General features: G+C 68.1%; 18 protein-coding genes and 1 tRNA gene. 15 read left to right on the forward strand and 4 right to left on the reverse strand.

The genetic code is table 11. From position 1 onward, the window contains the following. Positions 1–280: 280 nt before the first annotated feature. Genes AB0H54_RS16520 through AB0H54_RS16565 form a run of 10 tightly spaced genes read left to right on the forward strand, consistent with a single transcriptional unit; the run spans position 281 to position 10,367 of the window. Complete coding sequence (locus AB0H54_RS16520; protein ID WP_355271716.1) at positions 281–1,045, forward strand: ABC transporter permease; 765 nt, start codon at positions 281–283, stop codon at positions 1,043–1,045. A gap of 5 nt (positions 1,046–1,050) precedes the next feature. Next, positions 1,051–1,902, forward strand: a complete 852-nt coding sequence (locus AB0H54_RS16525) for an ABC transporter permease (protein ID WP_355270863.1) — start codon at positions 1,051–1,053, stop codon at positions 1,900–1,902. 4 nt (positions 1,903–1,906) lie between these two features. Beyond that, a complete protein-coding gene (locus tag AB0H54_RS16530) occupies positions 1,907–3,112 on the forward strand; it encodes an MCE family protein (RefSeq protein WP_357346273.1) in 1,206 nt (401 codons plus the stop codon). Further along, positions 3,109–4,137: an MCE family protein gene (locus tag AB0H54_RS16535; RefSeq protein WP_357346274.1), complete on the forward strand. Its 1,029-nt coding sequence runs from the start codon at positions 3,109–3,111 to the stop codon at positions 4,135–4,137. The genes AB0H54_RS16530 and AB0H54_RS16535 overlap by 4 nt, the downstream gene beginning before the upstream one ends. After that, positions 4,130–5,197, forward strand: a complete 1,068-nt coding sequence (locus AB0H54_RS16540) for an MCE family protein (protein ID WP_357346275.1) — start codon at positions 4,130–4,132, stop codon at positions 5,195–5,197. The genes AB0H54_RS16535 and AB0H54_RS16540 overlap by 8 nt, the downstream gene beginning before the upstream one ends. Continuing rightward, positions 5,194–6,459 carry an MCE family protein gene (locus AB0H54_RS16545; RefSeq protein ID WP_357346276.1) on the forward strand — a complete coding sequence of 422 codons (1,266 nt, stop codon included), beginning with the start codon at positions 5,194–5,196 and terminating at the stop codon, positions 6,457–6,459. The genes AB0H54_RS16540 and AB0H54_RS16545 overlap by 4 nt, the downstream gene beginning before the upstream one ends. Next, a complete protein-coding gene (locus AB0H54_RS16550) occupies positions 6,456–7,682 on the forward strand; it encodes an MCE family protein (RefSeq protein WP_357346277.1) in 1,227 nt (408 codons plus the stop codon). The genes AB0H54_RS16545 and AB0H54_RS16550 overlap by 4 nt, the downstream gene beginning before the upstream one ends. After that, positions 7,679–9,082: an MlaD family protein gene (locus AB0H54_RS16555; protein ID WP_357346278.1), complete on the forward strand. Its 1,404-nt coding sequence runs from the start codon at positions 7,679–7,681 to the stop codon at positions 9,080–9,082. The genes AB0H54_RS16550 and AB0H54_RS16555 overlap by 4 nt, the downstream gene beginning before the upstream one ends. Then, entirely contained in the window at positions 9,079–9,882 is an 804-nt protein-coding gene (locus AB0H54_RS16560) for an Mce protein (protein WP_357346279.1), read from the forward strand. The genes AB0H54_RS16555 and AB0H54_RS16560 overlap by 4 nt, the downstream gene beginning before the upstream one ends. After that, positions 9,879–10,367: a h domain protein gene (locus AB0H54_RS16565; RefSeq protein WP_357346280.1), complete on the forward strand. Its 489-nt coding sequence runs from the start codon at positions 9,879–9,881 to the stop codon at positions 10,365–10,367. Before AB0H54_RS16560 ends, AB0H54_RS16565 begins: the two co-directional genes overlap by 4 nt. A gap of 39 nt (positions 10,368–10,406) precedes the next feature. Here the strand turns inward: AB0H54_RS16565 and AB0H54_RS16570 are convergent, their stop codons facing one another. The 4 genes from AB0H54_RS16570 to AB0H54_RS16585 form a co-directional block, all read right to left on the reverse strand. Further along, positions 10,407–11,858 carry a HAMP domain-containing sensor histidine kinase gene (locus AB0H54_RS16570; protein WP_357346281.1) on the reverse strand — a complete coding sequence of 484 codons (1,452 nt, stop codon included), beginning with the start codon at positions 11,856–11,858 and terminating at the stop codon, positions 10,407–10,409. After that, positions 11,855–12,571, reverse strand: coding sequence for a response regulator transcription factor (locus AB0H54_RS16575; protein ID WP_355270880.1), 717 nt, complete (start codon positions 12,569–12,571; stop codon positions 11,855–11,857). The genes AB0H54_RS16570 and AB0H54_RS16575 overlap by 4 nt, the downstream gene beginning before the upstream one ends. 67 nt (positions 12,572–12,638) lie before the next feature. Continuing rightward, a complete protein-coding gene (locus AB0H54_RS16580) occupies positions 12,639–14,174 on the reverse strand; it encodes a trehalose-6-phosphate synthase (protein WP_357346282.1) in 1,536 nt (511 codons plus the stop codon). 66 nt (positions 14,175–14,240) lie between these two features. After that, positions 14,241–14,399, reverse strand: coding sequence for a hypothetical protein (locus AB0H54_RS16585; RefSeq protein WP_019044795.1), 159 nt, complete (start codon positions 14,397–14,399; stop codon positions 14,241–14,243). A gap of 172 nt (positions 14,400–14,571) precedes the next feature. On the opposite strand from AB0H54_RS16585, the gene AB0H54_RS16590 reads away from it, so the two are divergent. From AB0H54_RS16590 to AB0H54_RS16610, 5 genes are all read left to right on the forward strand, one after another. Then, positions 14,572–15,405: an alpha/beta hydrolase gene (locus AB0H54_RS16590; RefSeq protein ID WP_355270883.1), complete on the forward strand. Its 834-nt coding sequence runs from the start codon at positions 14,572–14,574 to the stop codon at positions 15,403–15,405. 120 nt (positions 15,406–15,525) lie between these two features. Next, complete coding sequence (locus tag AB0H54_RS16595) at positions 15,526–15,762, forward strand: MbtH family protein (RefSeq protein ID WP_022565839.1); 237 nt, start codon at positions 15,526–15,528, stop codon at positions 15,760–15,762. A 127-nt stretch (positions 15,763–15,889) separates the two neighbouring features. Continuing rightward, positions 15,890–15,961 (forward strand) — tRNA-Thr (locus AB0H54_RS16600). Positions 15,962–16,180: 219 nt separating this feature from the next. Next, on the forward strand, positions 16,181–16,555 hold the full coding sequence (locus tag AB0H54_RS16605; protein WP_357346283.1) for a DUF4189 domain-containing protein: 375 nt from the start codon (positions 16,181–16,183) through the stop codon (positions 16,553–16,555). A gap of 130 nt (positions 16,556–16,685) precedes the next feature. Further along, positions 16,686–16,904, forward strand: a complete 219-nt coding sequence (locus AB0H54_RS16610) for a hypothetical protein (RefSeq protein WP_357346284.1) — start codon at positions 16,686–16,688, stop codon at positions 16,902–16,904. Positions 16,905–16,931 lie beyond the last annotated feature (27 nt).

Consider the following 16,931-nt stretch of genomic DNA (forward strand, 5'->3'; position numbering starts at 1 on the left):
CGACGGGCATGTCTGCCGAGTTGTGTTGATCACAGGTCCAGGTGTTGGTAGACATGAGCGTCGGGGTGTGTGGCGGCTCACAGGAGGTAAATGGCATTCGGTCAGGATTCGTTTCAGTTTCCTCGACATATTTCGCGAAAAAGTCCTGGTAATAGTCTCGCCAAACGGCAGACATCAACAGGAACATGTTCTAGTCTTTGGGCAGTCTTCAGATCGGGGTGGCGGTGAAGTACGGGTGCGCGGGCAGGTCTGCCCGCCCGTCGGACAAGGAGGAAACCGAGTGAACGACCTCCTTGCTGTGCCGTTGCGGGCAGTTGGCGGATTCTTCGAACTCGGCGCGAATGTGGCGCGAGCCGCGTTCCGCCGTCCCTTCCAGTGGCGCGAATTCGTCGACCAGTCGTGGTTCGTCGCCCGCGTCTCGATCGTGCCGACATTGCTCGTCGCGATTCCGTTCACGGTGTTGGTGGTCTTCACCCTCAACATCCTGTTGCGCGAGATCGGCGCCGCCGACCTCAGTGGCGCGGCGGCCGCGTTCGGCGCCGTCACCCAGGTCGGACCGATCGTCACGGTGCTGATCGTGGCGGGTGCGGGCGCCACCGCGATCTGCGCTGACCTGGGCGCACGCACCATCCGCGAAGAGATCGACGCGATGATGGTGCTCGGCATCGACCCGATCGCCCGGCTGGTCGTCCCCCGAGTGCTCGCCTCGATGTTCGTCGCGCTGATGCTCAACAGCCTGGTCTGCACGGTCGGCATCGTCGGTGGCTTCATGTTCTCGGTGTTCCTGCAGGGCGTGAATCCGGGCGCCTTCGTCAACGGGATTCCGCTGCTCACCAATCTGCCCGAGTTGATCCTCTCGGAGGTCAAGGCCGGGCTGTTCGGATTGATCGCCGGAATGGTTGCCTGTTACCTCGGTTTGCAGGTGAAAGGCGGGCCGAAGAGTGTCGGTGACGCGGTGAACCAAACAGTCGTATTCGCCTTCATGGCGCTGTTCGTGGTGAATGTCGTCGCCACCGCGATCGGCCTGAAATTCACGGTGCGGTGACCACGATGGCATTCGTTGTTCGCAGTAAGTTCCCCCGGACGGTTCGCCGTTTCGATCGCGCCTCGAAATCCCTGGATTCGCTGGGCGACAAGGCGATCTTCTTCGTCCAGGCGCTCGCCTCGGTGCCCAGGGCGCTGGTGCACTACCGCACCGAGACGATCCGGCTCATCGCCGAGATCAGCATGGGCTCCGGCGCGCTGGCCGTGATCGGCGGCACCGTCGTGATCGTCGGGTTCCTCACCCTCATGGCCGGTGGCACCATCGCGGTGCAGGGCTACAGCTCGCTCGGCAATATCGGTGTCGAGGCACTGACCGGCTTCTTCGCCGCCTTCCTCAATGTCCGCATCGCGGCACCGGTGATCTCCGGTATCGGCCTGGCCGCCACCATCGGCGCCGGCGCGACCGCGCAGCTGGGCGCCATGCGGGTGGCCGAGGAGATCGACGCGCTCGAATCGATGGCGGTGCGCCCGGTTCCGTTCCTGGTCGGCACCCGGGTGCTGGCGGGCATGATCGCGATCGTCCCGCTCTACGCCCTGGCGGTGATCGCCTCCTTCGTCGCCAGCCGCTTCGCGACGGTGGTGATCTACGGACAGTCGGCCGGTGTGTACGACCACTACTTCTCGACGTTCCTCATCCCGAGCGACATTCTCTGGTCCTTCGGGCAGGCGATCGTCATGGCGATGGCCGTGATGCTGATCCACACCTACTTCGGTTACAACGCCGCGGGCGGTCCGGTCGGCGTCGGCGTCGCGGTCGGCAACGCGGTGCGCGCCTCGCTGGTCGCGGTCGTCATGGTGACCCTGATGATCTCGCTGGCCATCTACGGCACCTCCAGCAACTTCCACCTCTCGGGATAGCGCGATGCATACATCACGGATCGTCGCCGCACTGCAGGGCGGGCTCGGGCGCAAGCTCGCCGCGCTCGCCCTGGTCGCCCTGCTCGTCGGGGCTGTGGCCTTCGCACTCGCGCTGTTCCAAGGCGCGTTCACCACCACCGCGGTGGTGCTGGTGGACACACCACGCACCGGCCTGGTGCTCGACCCCGACGCCAAGGTGAAGGTGCGCGGTGTCGAGATCGGCCGCGTCACCGATATCGCCCTGCACGACGAGGGCGCGCAGCTGCGGCTGGAAGTCGACCCCGATCAGCTGAAGCTGGTGCCGTCCAACGCGGGTGTCGATATCCGCTCGACCACCGTCTTCGGCGCCAAGTACGTCAACTTCATCGTGCCCGAGCAGCCGGCCTCGACCGCGCTGGCCCCGGGCAGCACGGTGTCGGCCAGCGCGGTGACCGTCGAATTCAACACGCTGTTCCAGCACCTGTCCGACGTGCTCGCCCAGGTGGAGCCGGAGAAGCTGAACGCGACGCTGACCGCGCTCGGCACCGCGCTCGAGGGCCGCGGGGACAAGCTGGGCGAACTGCTGGTGAGCTCGGACCGCTACCTGCGCGAGATCAACCCTTACCTGCCTACGCTGCAACAGGATCTGGACAAGACGGCCCAGGTGTCCGACATCTACGCCGACGCGTCCGGCGCGCTGTTGCGCACCGTGGACAACGCCACGGTCACCTCGCGCACCCTGGCGGAGCTGCAAGCGCAGTTCGACGACGTGCTGGTGAACGTGATCGGCCTGTCCGACACCACGGGTGCGGTGCTGCGGGAGAACGAAGCCAATATCGTCACCGCGCTCGACCTGCTGCGACCGACTACCAGCCTGCTGTTCGAATACGCGCCCGCGCTCGGCTGCCTCATCGACGGAATAGGTCCGATCATGCCGCTGGCCAACGAGGTATTCGGCGGTGTCCTGCCGGGCGTCGGCATGCACGCCTCCTTCATGCCCGGCCAGAAGCCCTACAGCTACCCCGAGGATCTGCCCAAGGTGAACGCGACCGGTGGACCGCACTGTGAGGGTGTCGTGACCCGGGTGCCGGACAGCCATGCGAACTACGTGGTGACCGATACCAGCGAGGGCGCGCCGTTCACCCCGCGCACCGCGCCGCCCGCCTTGAACGACAGCGCACCAATGGTGTTCCAGCTCCTGCTGGACGGACTGCCGGGAGTGACACGGTGAAAAACACGGCGACGACGGTCAAGCTCGCGATCTTCTCCGTGGTGATGACACTGGTCTTCGCGGGCCTGGCGATCGTTCTGAGCCAAGCGCGGTTCTCCAGCGAGAACGGCTACAAGGCGGTCTTCACCAGCTCCTCGGGCATGCTGCCGGGGGCGAAGGTGCGCATCGCCGGCGTCCCGGTGGGCTCGGTGACCTCGGTGAAGGTCGGCGACGACGATTTCGCGCACGTCGAGTTCGACGTGGACACCAAGTACTCCGTGCTGTCGAGCACCCGCCTGGCGATCAAGTACGAGAACCTGGTCGGTGACCGGTATCTGGAACTGATGGAAGGTCCGGGCTCGGCTCGCGTGCTGCCGGAGGGGTCCACCATCGGCAAGGAGCAGACCGCGCCCGCATTGGACCTGGACCTGCTGCTCGGCGGTTTCAAACCGCTGCTGCGTGGGCTCGACCCCGGCCAGGTCAACGACCTGACCTCGGCGCTGCTGCAGATCTTCCAGGGCCAGGGCGGCACGCTGGTCTCGCTGCTCAACAGCGGCGGCAACTTCTCCCGAACCCTCGCCGACCGCGACGCCCTGATCGGCAGCGTGATCGACAACCTGAACACGGTGCTGGCCACCATCGACGATCGCGACGAGCAGTTCACCACCACGATCGACGAATTGCAGCGCCTGGTCAGCGGATTGGCCGCCGAACGCGACCCGATCGGCGCCGCGCTCCCGCGGATCGCCGGTGCGACGAAGGAACTCAACGACTTGCTGACCACGGCACGTCCCGATCTGCGCAACACCATCGAGCAGACCGGCCGGCTGGCCACCAACCTCGACAACGGCTCCGACCAGCTCGAATGGGTGTTGGGGAAGCTACCGGACACCTACAAGAAACTGATCCGCATCGGCTCCTACGGCGCGTTCCTGCAGCTCTACATCTGCGGCACCGTCCTGCTGGTAGACGGCCCGAACGGTCAGCCGATGGAAGTGCGAATCCCGGGTTCGCAGGCGAGCGGAAGGTGTACGCCGAATGAGTGAGAGCAAGTCGTCGGCCGCCACCATCGGCGTCGTCGGCATCGTGCTGGCGGTGACGATCTCGCTCGCCACGTTGCAGTACACCAAGCTGCCGTTCATCCGCTCCGGCGCGACGTTCACCGCGTTCTTCGCCGACGCGGGCGGGCTGGTGCCCGGCGACCCGGTGCATGTGGCCGGCGTGCGATCCGGCGAAGTCGACGATGTGTCGCTCGACGGCCCGAAGGTGCTGGTGAAGTTCACCCTGGACGAGTCGATCGTGCTGGGCGAGAAGACCTCCGCCGCGATCAAGACCAACACGGTGCTCGGTCGCAAGTCCCTCGATGTGGTGCCGACCGGACCGGGTGCGCTGCGTACCTCCGACACCATCCCGCTCGACCGGACCACCTCGCCGTACTCGCTCAACGAGGCGCTCAGCGATCTCGGCGGGACCGTCCGCGATCTCGACATGGATCAGATCGACCAGACACTGGACGCCCTCTCGGCCGCCTTCGCCGACACTCCGGGCCCGCTGCGCAACGCCCTCGACGGCGTCACCGCGCTCTCGCGCAGCATCAACACCCGCGACCAGGCGCTCACCGATCTGCTCGGCCGGGCGCAGAACGTCACCTCGATCCTGGCCGACCGTAGTTCGCAGCTCAACGCGTTGCTGCTCGACGGCAACAACCTGCTCGGCGAGCTCGACAACCGCCGCGCCGCCATCAACCAGCTCATCGTCTACGTCGACGCGGTCGCCAAGCAGCTCTCCGGGCTGGTCGCCGACAACGAGGCGCAGATGAAACCGACACTGGACCGGCTGAATTCGGTGCTCGCGCTGTTGCAGCGCAACAGGGAGAACCTGACCCAGGCGCTCGAGAACGTCGGCCCCTACGCCTCGGCGCTGGGCGAGCAGGTCGGCAGCGGCCCGTGGTTCAACGCCTACGTGGTGAACGCGACGAGTACCACGCTGCGCCCGCTGGTCGACGCGCTGGTCTGGCCCGAGCATGTGCCGCAGGACCTGCTCGACTACCTCACCCATCCGGCGCCGCCGAGCATCGTGCCTTCCGAGGAGGACCCGCCGCGATGAACATCGCATCGAAAGTTCGTGGCGTGCCACGTTGGACGCTCGGGGTCGCCGTGGCGGTGATCGTCGCCCTGGTCGCGGTCGGGGTCTACTTCAGCCTCGGTATCGGGAAGACCAAGATCACCGCGGCCTTCACCTCGACCAACGGCCTGTACGCGGGTGACGAGGTGCGAATGCTGGGTGTGACGATCGGCCGGATCGACGCGATCGAGCCCGGCGAAGGCCGGGTGCAGGTGCGGATGTCCGTCGACGGCGACGTCGACCTGCCCGCCGACGCGCGCGCCGTGCTGATCGCGCCCTCGCTGGTGTCGGCCCGGTTCATCCAGCTGGCGCCCGCCTACGAGGGGGGTCCGAAGCTGGCCGACGGTGCCCAGATTCCGATCGAGCGCACCGCGGTGCCGGTGGAGTGGGACGACATCAAGGCCGAGCTGTCCAATCTCGCGACGGCGCTCGGGCCCGTCGGGGACGACGAGCAGGGTTCCTTCGGGCGCTTCGTCAACACCGCGGCGGACAACCTCGACGGCAACGGCCAGAAGTTCCGCGACACCCTGCGGGAACTGTCGGCGACGCTGACCACGTTGTCCGACGGGCGAACCGACCTCTTCGGCACCATCCGCAACCTGCAGAAGTTCGTCGAGGTGCTCTCGGCGAGCAACGAGCAGATCGTGCAGTTCGGCGGCCGCCTGGCCTCGGTGGCCTCGGTCCTCGCCGGCGCGTCGGAGGAACTCGGCGCGGGCCTGGACAGCCTGGACGTGGCGCTCGCGGACGTGAAGCGCTTCCTCGACGGCAGCGGTGCCGAACTCACCGAAGGTGTCGAGCGATTGGCCGATGTCACCCAGATCCTGGCCGACAAGCGGCCGGAGATCGAACGGCTGCTGCATTCCGCGCCGACCGCGCTGGTGAACTTCTACCAGATCTACCAGCCTGCCCAGGGCGCGCTCAGCGGCTCGGTGGCACTGCCCAATACGGCCAATCCGTTGAGCTTCCTCTGCGGCTCCATCCGGGCGCTCGAGATGAACGACTCGGACCGGTCGGCGGATCTGTGCGCGGAATTCCTGGCCCCGGTGATCGGCTCGCTGGCGATGAACTACGCGCCGATCATGCTCAACCCGGTCCTGGGCACCACCGCCCTGCCCGGCCAGCTGACCTACAGCCCGCCGAGTTTGGAAGCGGAGGTGGACCCGGCGAAGGTGCCCCCGACGGCTGCGCCGATCACCGTGCCGAGCGGTCTCGCCGGACTCGCCGTTCCAGGAGGACATCGATGAGGCCCCAACGAATGCTCGCCGGGCTGGCGGTGGGCGTCGCCGTGACGCTCGGCGCGACCGGCTGTCAGTGGGACGGACTGAACTCACTGCCCATGCCGGGTTCCGAGGGCACCGCTCCCGGTTCGTACACCGTGCGCATCCAGATGCCCAATGTCACCACGCTGACCAGGAATTCGCCGGTGCGGGTGGACGACGTCGAGGTCGGCAATGTCACCGGCATCGAGGTCGAGGGCTGGCACGCGCTGGTCACGGTCTCGCTGAATCCCGACGTGAAACTGCCCGCCAACGCGGTCGCCAAGATCGGCCAGACCAGCCTCCTCGGCAGCAACCACCTCGAGCTGTCCGCGCCGACCGATACGCCCGCCCAGGGTCAGCTGCGCAACAACGACGTGATCCCGCTGGATCGGGCCGGTGCCTACCCGACCACCGAGCAGGTGCTGTCCTCGCTGTCGGTCGTGCTCAACGGCGGCGGCATCGCCCAGCTCGAGACCATCACCAGGGAGATGAACGCGGCGCTCAACGGTCGCGAGGCCGAGATCGCCGACCTGCTGCCGCAGCTCAACGAGCTGACCACCGGCCTGGAAAAGCAGACCGGCAGCATCATCGCCGCGATGGAAGGCCTGGACCGGGTGGCGGGCAGCTTCGCCGCCCAGAAGGACGTGCTCGCCCGCGCGCTCGACGAGATCCCGCCGGCGCTGACGGTGCTCGCCGACCGCACCGCCAACATCACCAGGGCGGTCACCGCGCTCGGCGAGCTCAGCGACGTGACTGAGCGGATCATCCAGACCAGTGGCGACGACCTGAAGGCCAACCTGGCCAGCCTCGGCCCGGTGCTGGAAACCCTGGCGAACACCGGCACCAACCTCATCGCGGCGATGGCCGTGCTGCCGACGTTCCCGTTCCCGATCAAGAACATCGACAACGCGATCAAGGGTGACTACCTCAATCTCTTCATCACCTTCGACCTGACCGGAAAGCGGCTGGACACCAACTGGCTCACCGGCACGCCGCTCGGTGGCCGCTTCGGTGGTGTCGAGGGTGTGCTCGGTACCTTCGCGCCGTCGACGTCGACCGACGCGGGCGACCCGAGCAAGGTCCCGGCGGCGCCCGCGCCCAGCGCGGCGCCGACGCCGACCCTGCCCGGCCTGCCGCCGATCCCCGGCCTGCCCTCCATTCCCGGCATCACCGTGCCGCTGCCCGGCCAGGAAGGAGCGGGTCGATGAAACTCACCAGGTTCGTCCATATTCAGCTCGCGATCTTCTCCGTCCTCACCGTGATCGGTCTCGTCGTGATGGGCGGGACGTACATCCAGATACCGGCGATGCTCGGGATCGGGCGCTACGGGGTGACGGTCCAGCTCGCCGCCACCGGCGGGCTGTATCCGACCGCGAACGTCTCCTACCGCGGCACCAATATCGGCAAGGTGGAGGCGGTCCGGCTCACCCCGGCCGGGGTCGAGGCAGATCTGTCGATCGACAGCGACTACAAGGTGCCGAAGGACTCGATCGCCTGGATCCGCAGTGTCTCGGCGATCGGTGAGCAGTACGTCGACCTGGTGCCCGAGGCTGGCGCGGGCTCCGGCGATCTGCGTGACGGCTCGGTGATCCCGGTGGAACGCACCAGGCTGCCCCAGGACGTCGGCTCGCTGCTCGACCAGACCGACAAGCTGCTCTCGACCGTCGCCGACACCCGGCTGCGCCAGGTGATCGACGAGGCGTTCAAGGCGTTCAACGGCGCTGGCCCGGACCTGCAGCGGTTCATCGACTCGGCGGCGCTGCTGTTGCAGCAGGCCGAGACCGATGTGGAGCCGACCAAGAAGCTGCTCGATCAGATCGGCCCGCTGCTGGACACCCAGATCCAGTCCGATGCCAATATCCGTTCCTGGACAGCGGATCTCGCGACCCTCACCGATCAACTCCGCGAGCACGATCCGACCTTGCGAAACCTGTTGCACGACAGTCCTTCCGCGATGCAGAAGGTGAACGAGCAGTTCCAGAGCCTGCGCCCGACGCTGCCGTTGCTGGCGAGCAATCTGGTGAGTCTCGGCCAGGTCGGCGTGACGTATCACGCTGGTGTCGAACAACTCCTGGTCGTTTTCCCGCCGCTGATCGCGGCGTTCAAGACCATCCTGCGCGGACCGACCAAGTACGGCGCGATGGTCAACTTCATGACCGCGGTCCAGGACCCGCCCGCCTGCACCACCGGCTTCCTGCCCGCCGACCAGCGGCGCGAGCCGAGTGACTTCACCCCGATCGACACACCCCAGGGGCTGTACTGCAAGGTGGCACAGGATTCCCCGATCGAGGTGCGCGGCATCCGCAACAGCCCGTGCATGGAGAATCCAGGCGTTCGGGCGCCCACTCCCGAACTGTGCCGGACCGGGTACGTGCCCCTGGGCACCAACCCGCCGTTCGGCGCGCCGCAGCCGGTCGCACCGGCCTCGGCTCCGACCGGCGCGTCCACGGGCGGTGTGACCCCCGCCTCAGCGCGCCCCTATGATCCGTCCACAGGCACCTATCTGGGCACCGACGGACGTACGTACCGGCAAGGCGACATCGGTTCCGACGGCTCGGGCACTGTCCCGGCCAGCTGGCAGGCGATGTTGGAGGAGCAGCAACGATGAGTGACAACGACAACCGCCGCCCGCGCAGGCGGGCCGCACGGTCGGCCGGTCCGCCGGTCGACGAGCCGACGCAGGCCACGGTCAGCATCCGCAAGGACGACGCCGAGGTCACCGAGGTCGTGGCCGCCGCGGCGGCTCCGGCCGAGACCGTGCCGGTCGCCGACAAGGCCGTGCCGGCGGATGTCGTTGCGGCCGCCGCGGACAAGACCGTGGTCCTCCCCGTCGCCGACGAGACCGTCGTCCTGGACAAGGCCGCTGTCGCGGCGGAGTCCGACGCCGACCTCGACGACGACGGCGCCGACGCGGCGACGCCGACCGGCCGCGGCCGGATCCTCGCTCTCGCCGCCGCGGTCGTCCTGGTGCTCGCGCTGGTCGTGGGCGCCGGTTTCGCCGCCTTCGCGGTTCGCTCGGTCGACGCCGACGAGGACCTGCGCGCGGAGTACACCCAGACCGCCCGCCAGGCGGTCATCAACCTCACCACCATCCGCGCCGACTCCGCCAAGGAGGACATCGACCGCATCCTGTCGGTGGCCTCGGGCGAGTTCAAGACGGAATTCGACGGTCGCCTCGATCCGTTCATGGACGTGGTGAAGCAGGCCAAGGTGGTGTCGCACGGCGAGGTCGTCGAGTCGGGCATCGAGTCGGCCGACGACACGACCGCCAAGGTGCTCGTCGCCGCCAAGCAGACGGTGAGCAACAGCGGCTCGGCCGAACCGCAGCAGCGTCAGTACCGGTTCCGGGTGACCGTCACCAAGGGCGATACCGGCATGACCGTCTCGAAGGTGGAGTTCGTCGGATGAGCGGGAACCGCGTAAAGATCGTCTTCGGCGGCCTCGGTGTCCTCGGCCTGATCGCCGCGGTGATCCTCGGCCTCAGCGGCTACCAGCTCTACCAGCACAGCCGCACCGAGCAGGCCCGCACCGACGCGCTGACCACGGCCAGCCGCACGGTGACCGCCATGTTCAGCTACGAGCCGGGCACGGTCGACACCGAGCTGCCCAAGGCCGCGGACAACCTCACCGAGGAGTTCCGCGCCGACTACCTGAAGCTGATCGAGCAGGCCATCGCGCCGGGCGCCAAGGAGAAGCAGCTCACCGTCAAGGCCACCGCGCAGGCCGAGGGCGTCGTCTCCGCCGACCCCGAGCACGTGGTGGTGTTGCTGTACCTGAACCAGCTGACCACCAGCAAGGATTCCCCGCAGGGCACCACCTCGGGCAGCCGGGTGCGGGTGTCGCTGGACAAGGCCGACAACCGCTGGCTGGTCGCCCAGGTCACGCCGGTCTGAGTCAGCGCGACACGGATGTTCCCATCGGCCCGGCCTGATTCAGGCCGGGCCGCTGTCGTCGCGGGGCAGCCGGACCACGAAGGTCGCCCCGCCGCCCGGTGTCGGCCCGACCGTCACCTTGCCGCCGTGCGCGGCGACCAGCGCGGCCACGATGGACAGCCCGAGCCCGGTGCCGCCGCTGCTGCGGGTGCGTGAGGCGTCGGCGCGGTAGAAGCGTTCGAAGATCCGCGCCGATTCCGCCGCGGACAGCCCGGGGCCGGTATCGGCGACCTCGAGCAGCACCTCGTCGGCGGCGGGCGTGAGCCGCACGGTGATCGACGTACCGTCCGGCGTGTGCGTGCGTGCGTTGTTCAGCAGGTTGGTCAGGACCTGGCGCAGGCGGTGATCGTCGCCGAGGATCTCCAGGGTGCCGGTGCCGTCGGCGATCTCGAGGGTGATCGGCCGGTGCTCGCCCTCGGCGGCCGCCACCGCGCGGGCGCTGTGCACGGCGTCGCCGGCGATCGCGAGCAGGTCGACCGGCTTCAGGTCGACGGGGCGTTGCGCGTCGAGCCTGGCCAGCATCAGCAGGTCCTCCACCAGCAGGCCCATCCGCTGGGCCTCGTGTTCGATGCGGTTCATGAACATCGCCGGATCACCGGTCGCGCCCTGCCGGTACAGCTCGGCGAAGCCGCGGATGGTGGTGAGCGGGGTGCGCAGTTCGTGACTGGCGTCGGCGACGAAACGCCGCATCCTGGCCTCGGATTCGCGGGCGGCGGCCTCGGAGGCCTCGGTCGCGGCGAAGGCCTGCTGGATCTGGGTGAGCATGCTGTTGAGCGAGCGCGAGAGCCGGTCGACCTCGGTGTCGTTGCCGCGCACCGGAACCCGGCGATGCAGCTGACCTTCCGCGATCGCCGCCGCGGTGGCCTCGACCCGGCGCAGCGGCCGCAGGCTGCCGCGCACCACGAAGTAGGCGGCCACGGCCAGGGCGATCAGCACGATCGCGCCGACCACGACCTGCAGCACGACGAGCTTGCGCACCGTTTCGATGTCGTCGGTCAGCGGCCACGCGACCGTCGCCGACGCGCGGTGCCCGTTGACGGTCAGCACCCGCCACTGGTCGGTCGAGTCGCCCTGCGAGCCGACGGTGACCGGTTGCAGCGCGGGGGGATCCGGGAGATCCGGCTTGGCGTCGGTGCCGAAGACGTTGTCCAGGGTGATGTTCCGGGTGCCGTCGGTGCTCTCGGCCTCGAGGTAGTACCGCCCCGGCGGCTGCCGATCCGGCGACGGCGCGGGCAGGGCGGGAGCGGGCATCCCGACCCGGCGCTCCCATTCGACGGCGGCGTCGGTCAGCTGCTGGTCGGTGCGGTTCTGCAGCGAGTTCTCCATCGCCTTGGTGACGACGAAACCCGAAGCGACCAAACCGAATCCGGCCATCGCCACCAGCATCAGCACCAGCGTCACGCGCAGTGGGATCGCCGAGAACCGCCGGGCGACACGCGCGCGCAGGCTCATCGCGCGGCCGACTCCCGCATGACGTACCCGACGCCGCGCAGGGTGTGGATCAACCGCTGGTCTCCGGTGTCGACCTTCTTGCGCAGATACGACACGTAGGTCTCCACCACGCCGACCTCGCCGCCGAAGTCGTAGCGCCACACGTGATCCAGGATGCGGGGTTTGCTGAGCACGCTGCCCGCGTTCACCATGAAATAGCGCAGCAGCGTGAACTCGGTGGGGGACAGGGCCACCGGCTCGCCCGCCTTCCACACCTCGTGGGTGTCGTCGTCGAGCTCGATGTCGGCGAAGCGCAGCCGGGTGCTGGCCTGCTCGGGCGCGGTGCGGCCGGAGCGGCGCAGGATCACCCGCAGCCGGGCCACCACTTCCTCGAGGCTGAACGGCTTGGTGACGTAGTCGTCGGCGCCGAGGGTGAGACCGGTGATCTTGTCCTCGACCTCGTCGCGGGCGGTCAGGAACAGCACCGGGGCGTCGATGCCGTCGGCGCGCAACCGGCGCAGCAGGCCGAAGCCGTCCATACCGGGCATCATCACGTCGACGATCAGCGCCTCCGGGCGGAACGCGCGGGCCTTGTCCAGGCCCTCCGCGCCGTCGCTCGCCGTCGCCACCTCGAAGCCCTGGTAGCGCAGGCTCACCGCCAGCAACTCGACGATCATCGGTTCGTCGTCGACGACGAGCACCCTGGCTTCGGGTGCTTCCGGCACACCACTCATGGATCTCATGGTCCACCACCCGGCTGGGAAGTGGCTGGACCCGCGCTGTGAGGTAGCTGTGAGCGCGTCAGCGGGATTCGCGGAAGACGTCCTCTTCCTCGCTGAGCAGGGCCGATCCGGCGACATTGCCCTGGGACAGTGCGTCGAGGAAGGCACGGGCCCAGCGCTCGACGTCGTGGGTCAGCACCTGGCGGCGCATCGAGCGCATCCGGCGGCGCTTGGTGTCGCGGTCGTCGTCGAGCGCGCCGACGATGGCGTCCTTGACGCTGTCCAGGTCGTGCGGGTTGCACAGGTAGGACTGGCGCAGCTCGGCCGCGGCGCCGGTGAACTCGCTGAGCACCAGGGCGCCGTTGAGGTCGCTGTGGCAGGCCACGTACTCCTTGGCCACCAGGTTCATGCCGTCGCGCAGCGGCGTGACCAGCATGGCGTCGGCGGCGACGAAGAAGGCGATCAGCTCGTCGCGGGGGATCGGGCGGTGCAGGTAGTGCACGACCGGGTAGCCGACCCTGGCGAACTCGCCGTTGATCCGGCCGACCTGGCGCTCGATGTCGCCGCGCATCTTGATGTAGCTCTGCACCCGCTCCCGGCTCGGCGTCGCCAGCTGCACCATCACCGTCTCGGCCGGGTCGACCCGGCCCTCTTCCAGGAGTTCCTGCAGCGCGTTGAGCCGGATGTCGATGCCCTTGGTGTAGTCCAGGCGGTCGACGCCGAGCATGATGTTCTTCGGATTGCCCAGCTCGGCGCGGATCTTGGCGGCCCGCTCGCGGACCGACCTGCGCCGGGAATGCTCGTCGAGCTCGGCGGAGTCGATCGAGATGGGGAACGCGCCGACGCGCACCGTACGGAAGCCGACCTGCACGACGCCCAGCTTGGAGCGCACCCCGATGGTCCCGCGTGAGGTGGGCTGACCGGCCAGTCGCCGGGCCAGGTAGAGGAAGTTCTGCGCGCCGCCGGGGAGATGGAAGCCGATCAGGTCGGCGCCGAGCAGGCCCTCGACGATCTCGGTCCGCCACGGCATCTGCATGAACAGCTCGACCGGCGGGAACGGGATGTGCAGGAAGAAGCCGATGGTGAGGTCGGGGCGCAGCATGCGCAGCATCTTCGGCACCAGCTGCAGCTGGTAGTCCTGCACCCAGACGGTGGCGCCCTCGGCGGCCACCTTGGCGGTCTCCTCCGCGAAGCGGCGGTTGACCTCGACATAGGCGGCCCACCAGGCCCGGTCGTAGACCGGACGCACGATCACATCGTGGTACAGCGGCCACAGCGTGCCGTTGGAGAACCCCTCGTAGTAGTCCTCGACCTCCTGCGCCGTCAGCGGCACGGGATGCAGTTCCAGACCGTCTTCGATGATCGGCTCGACCTCGACGTCCGGGACGCCCGCCCAGCCGACCCACGCCCCCTTGTTGCTGCGCAGTACCGGCTCCAGGGCGGTCACCAGACCACCCGGGCTGCGCTTCCACCTGGTCGTTCCGTCGGGCAGGCGCTCGAGGTCGACCGGCAGCCGGTTCGCGACGACCACGAATCCCGAGCCGGCACCGCTGGGTGCGGCCGCGACGGGTTCGCTGTTCTCGGACGGACGGTCGTTGGACTGTTTATCGATCATTTGGTCCACTCACGCATCCTTTGCGCGTCGCAGGGTCCCGCTTTGAGATTGTGGTCGTCAGGAGGGTCAGCTGGGGCCGATGCCGAGCATCGACAGCAGCATCCGGCACTCGTCGGCGTCTTCGGCGTACGCCGCGACGACCCGCTGTGCCTGGCGAGCGGTCTCGTCGGCCAGTGGCTCGAGCTCGTCGTCGGCGATGTCGTTGGCGCTGCTCTTGGCGGCCATAGTGGTTCGTCCTCCCGGTTTCCAAACGCTCTGCGTGCGAGTAGTCAATACTATCGGTCGCCTGTGCACGGCCGATGAACTCCCGACCCGATCACCCCACCCCGGTGCAGGGTCGTGGCGGTCCCGTTACCGTGAGTGTCGGACAGCTCCACCCCGCAGAGAGGTTTGTTTCATGCCAGTGGCCACGGTGAACGGCATCGCACTGAACTATCAGGTCAAGGGCGACCGTACCAAGGGCACCGACGTCAAGGGCGGCGGTCCGCTGGTGGTGTTGATCATGGGCACCGGATCGCCGGGCCGGGTGTGGGAACTCCATCAGGTGCCCGCGCTGGTGGCGGCCGGGTACCGGGTGTGCACCTTCGACAACCGGGGTATCGCGCCGTCGTACGAGGCGGCCGGTGGCATGCGGATCGAGGAACTGGTCGCCGACACCGCGGCGCTGATCGAGTTCCTCGGCGAGGGTCCGGCCCTGGTCGCGGGCACCTCGATGGGCGCGCGGGTGGCCCAGGAACTGGCCCTGGCCCGCCCCGACCTGGTCCGCAAGGCCGTGTTCATGGCCGGTCACGGCAGGCTGGACCAGTTCCAGAAGACGCTGTCGGCCGGTGAACAGGACCTCGACGCGGCCGGTGTGCAGCTGCCCGCCAAATTCGAGGCGGCGCTCACCGCCGTGATGAATCTGTCGCCGGCGACCATGTCCGACACCAATGCCGCCCGCGACTGGCTGGACCTGTTCGAGTTCACCGGCGGGCCCGCGACCCCGGGCATCCGCGCCCAGCGGGCGATGGACCACGAGTTCGAGCGGGTGGCCGCCTATCGCGCAATCACGGTGCCCTGTCTGGCAATTGGCTTCGCCGATGATAGGATGATTCCGCCTTATCTGTCGCGGGAAGTCGCCGACGCCATCCCCGGCGCCAGGTACCAGGAAATCCCGGACACCGGCCACTACGGCTACCTGGAACGCCCCGAGGCGGTCAACAAGATCCTCCTCGATTTCTTCGCGGTCTGACCGCCGAGGCTGAGGTAACCACCTACCAGTAACGTCAGCCTTGCTAGGGTCGACACAACGCCCGGGGCCTCGCACCCCGAAGCGATCCCGTACACAGCGCCAGTATCCAGTGAGGTGAAATTGAGCACCAACCCCTTCGACGACGAGGACGGCCGCTTCTTCGTTCTGGTCAACGACGAAGAGCAGCACTCCCTGTGGCCCGCTTTCGCGGAGGTCCCGGCGGGTTGGCGTGTCGTGTTCGGCGAAGAGAGCCGGGCCGCGTGCGTCGAGTACGTCGAGAAGAACTGGACCGACATGCGTCCCAAGAGCCTGCGTGACGCGATGGCCGCCGACGATGCGGCCCGCGCCCAGTCCTGAGCAGTAACACCGATACTGCGCCGGGACATCGCTGAGCGCGACGGCCGCGTGGCACCTCTACCGATGCCACGCGGCTGCCGCGTCCCGCTATGATGATCGCTGCCCTCCGGGGCGCCTGTTCGTACCCGCCTCCTTAGCTCAGTGGTAGAGCACCGCTCTTGTAAAGCGAAGGTCGTCAGTTCAATCCTGACAGGGGGCTCTCGCAGAACCCGACCCGTCCAACGGGTCGGGTTCTTTGTCGTTCGTGGTGCGCGACGGCATCGTCCTCGGGCAGGAATATCGGCCGTGACCCCAAGACTTTTGGGGCCACCTCGCGTCTATGTGCTGCGGTATCTTCCATGCGATCGCCGCACCAGCCGGCGCGCAGAGGAAGTCGTTCCCCATGTTCAAGAAGTCCTTTGCGGCTGCGGTGCTCTCGGTGAGTGCCGCAGCCGTTGTCGCAGCACCGCCCGCCACCGCCGAACCGGTCAACTGGGGCGCCGTTTCCCTCAGCACGTGGGGCAATGTCTACGCGTTCTCGGTCAACCATCCGACGGAAGCCGACGCTGTTCGGGCCGCCGACCGGGCGTGCAAGGGTCAGGGCATCATCGACTGCCGGACGATGGTGACGTTCGCGGACGGCTGCGGTGCGGTCGTGACGAGTCCGCTCGCGATCGTCGCGGGGTTCCCGATCGTCGGCTTCGGTAAAGGGGTGAACCCGGGGGAGGCGATCGCGGACGCCACCCGCAATCTCCCCACCGGCACCGGAAGCGCCGGCTCGTTCGATCGCGACTTCGCCTGCACCGTGCTCTGATCGAAAGGCTGTGTGACGGCCGGTCATGCCCAAGAAAGCAGGGGCGATCGATCCACTCCGAAACAGTGGTGTTTCTCACTAGGCTCACTCGCACGCCGAACACCGGCGTACCTGTTCGAGAGGGATCCTCGTGAAACGCTTCGCCATCCTCGCCGCCGCGGTCACCGCGATCGGCGCCGCCTCCGCCGGGCTCGCCACCGCGAGCCCGGCGCAGCCCGCCCAGCCCGCGACCGCCCAGCCGGTCGTCTTGCAGACCGGTTCGGCCGTGATCGACCTGCTCGCCTACTTCGCCGCGGGCTGCATCGGCAGCTGGAGCCCCGCCCCGCCCCCGCACTGCGTCACGCAGTAGCGGCGCGATCCCGGCCGGTCCGGCCCC

Origin of the sequence: Nocardia sp. NPDC050718 (assembly GCF_040654235.1) — a bacterium.
GTDB lineage: Bacteria > Actinomycetota > Actinomycetes > Mycobacteriales > Mycobacteriaceae > Nocardia.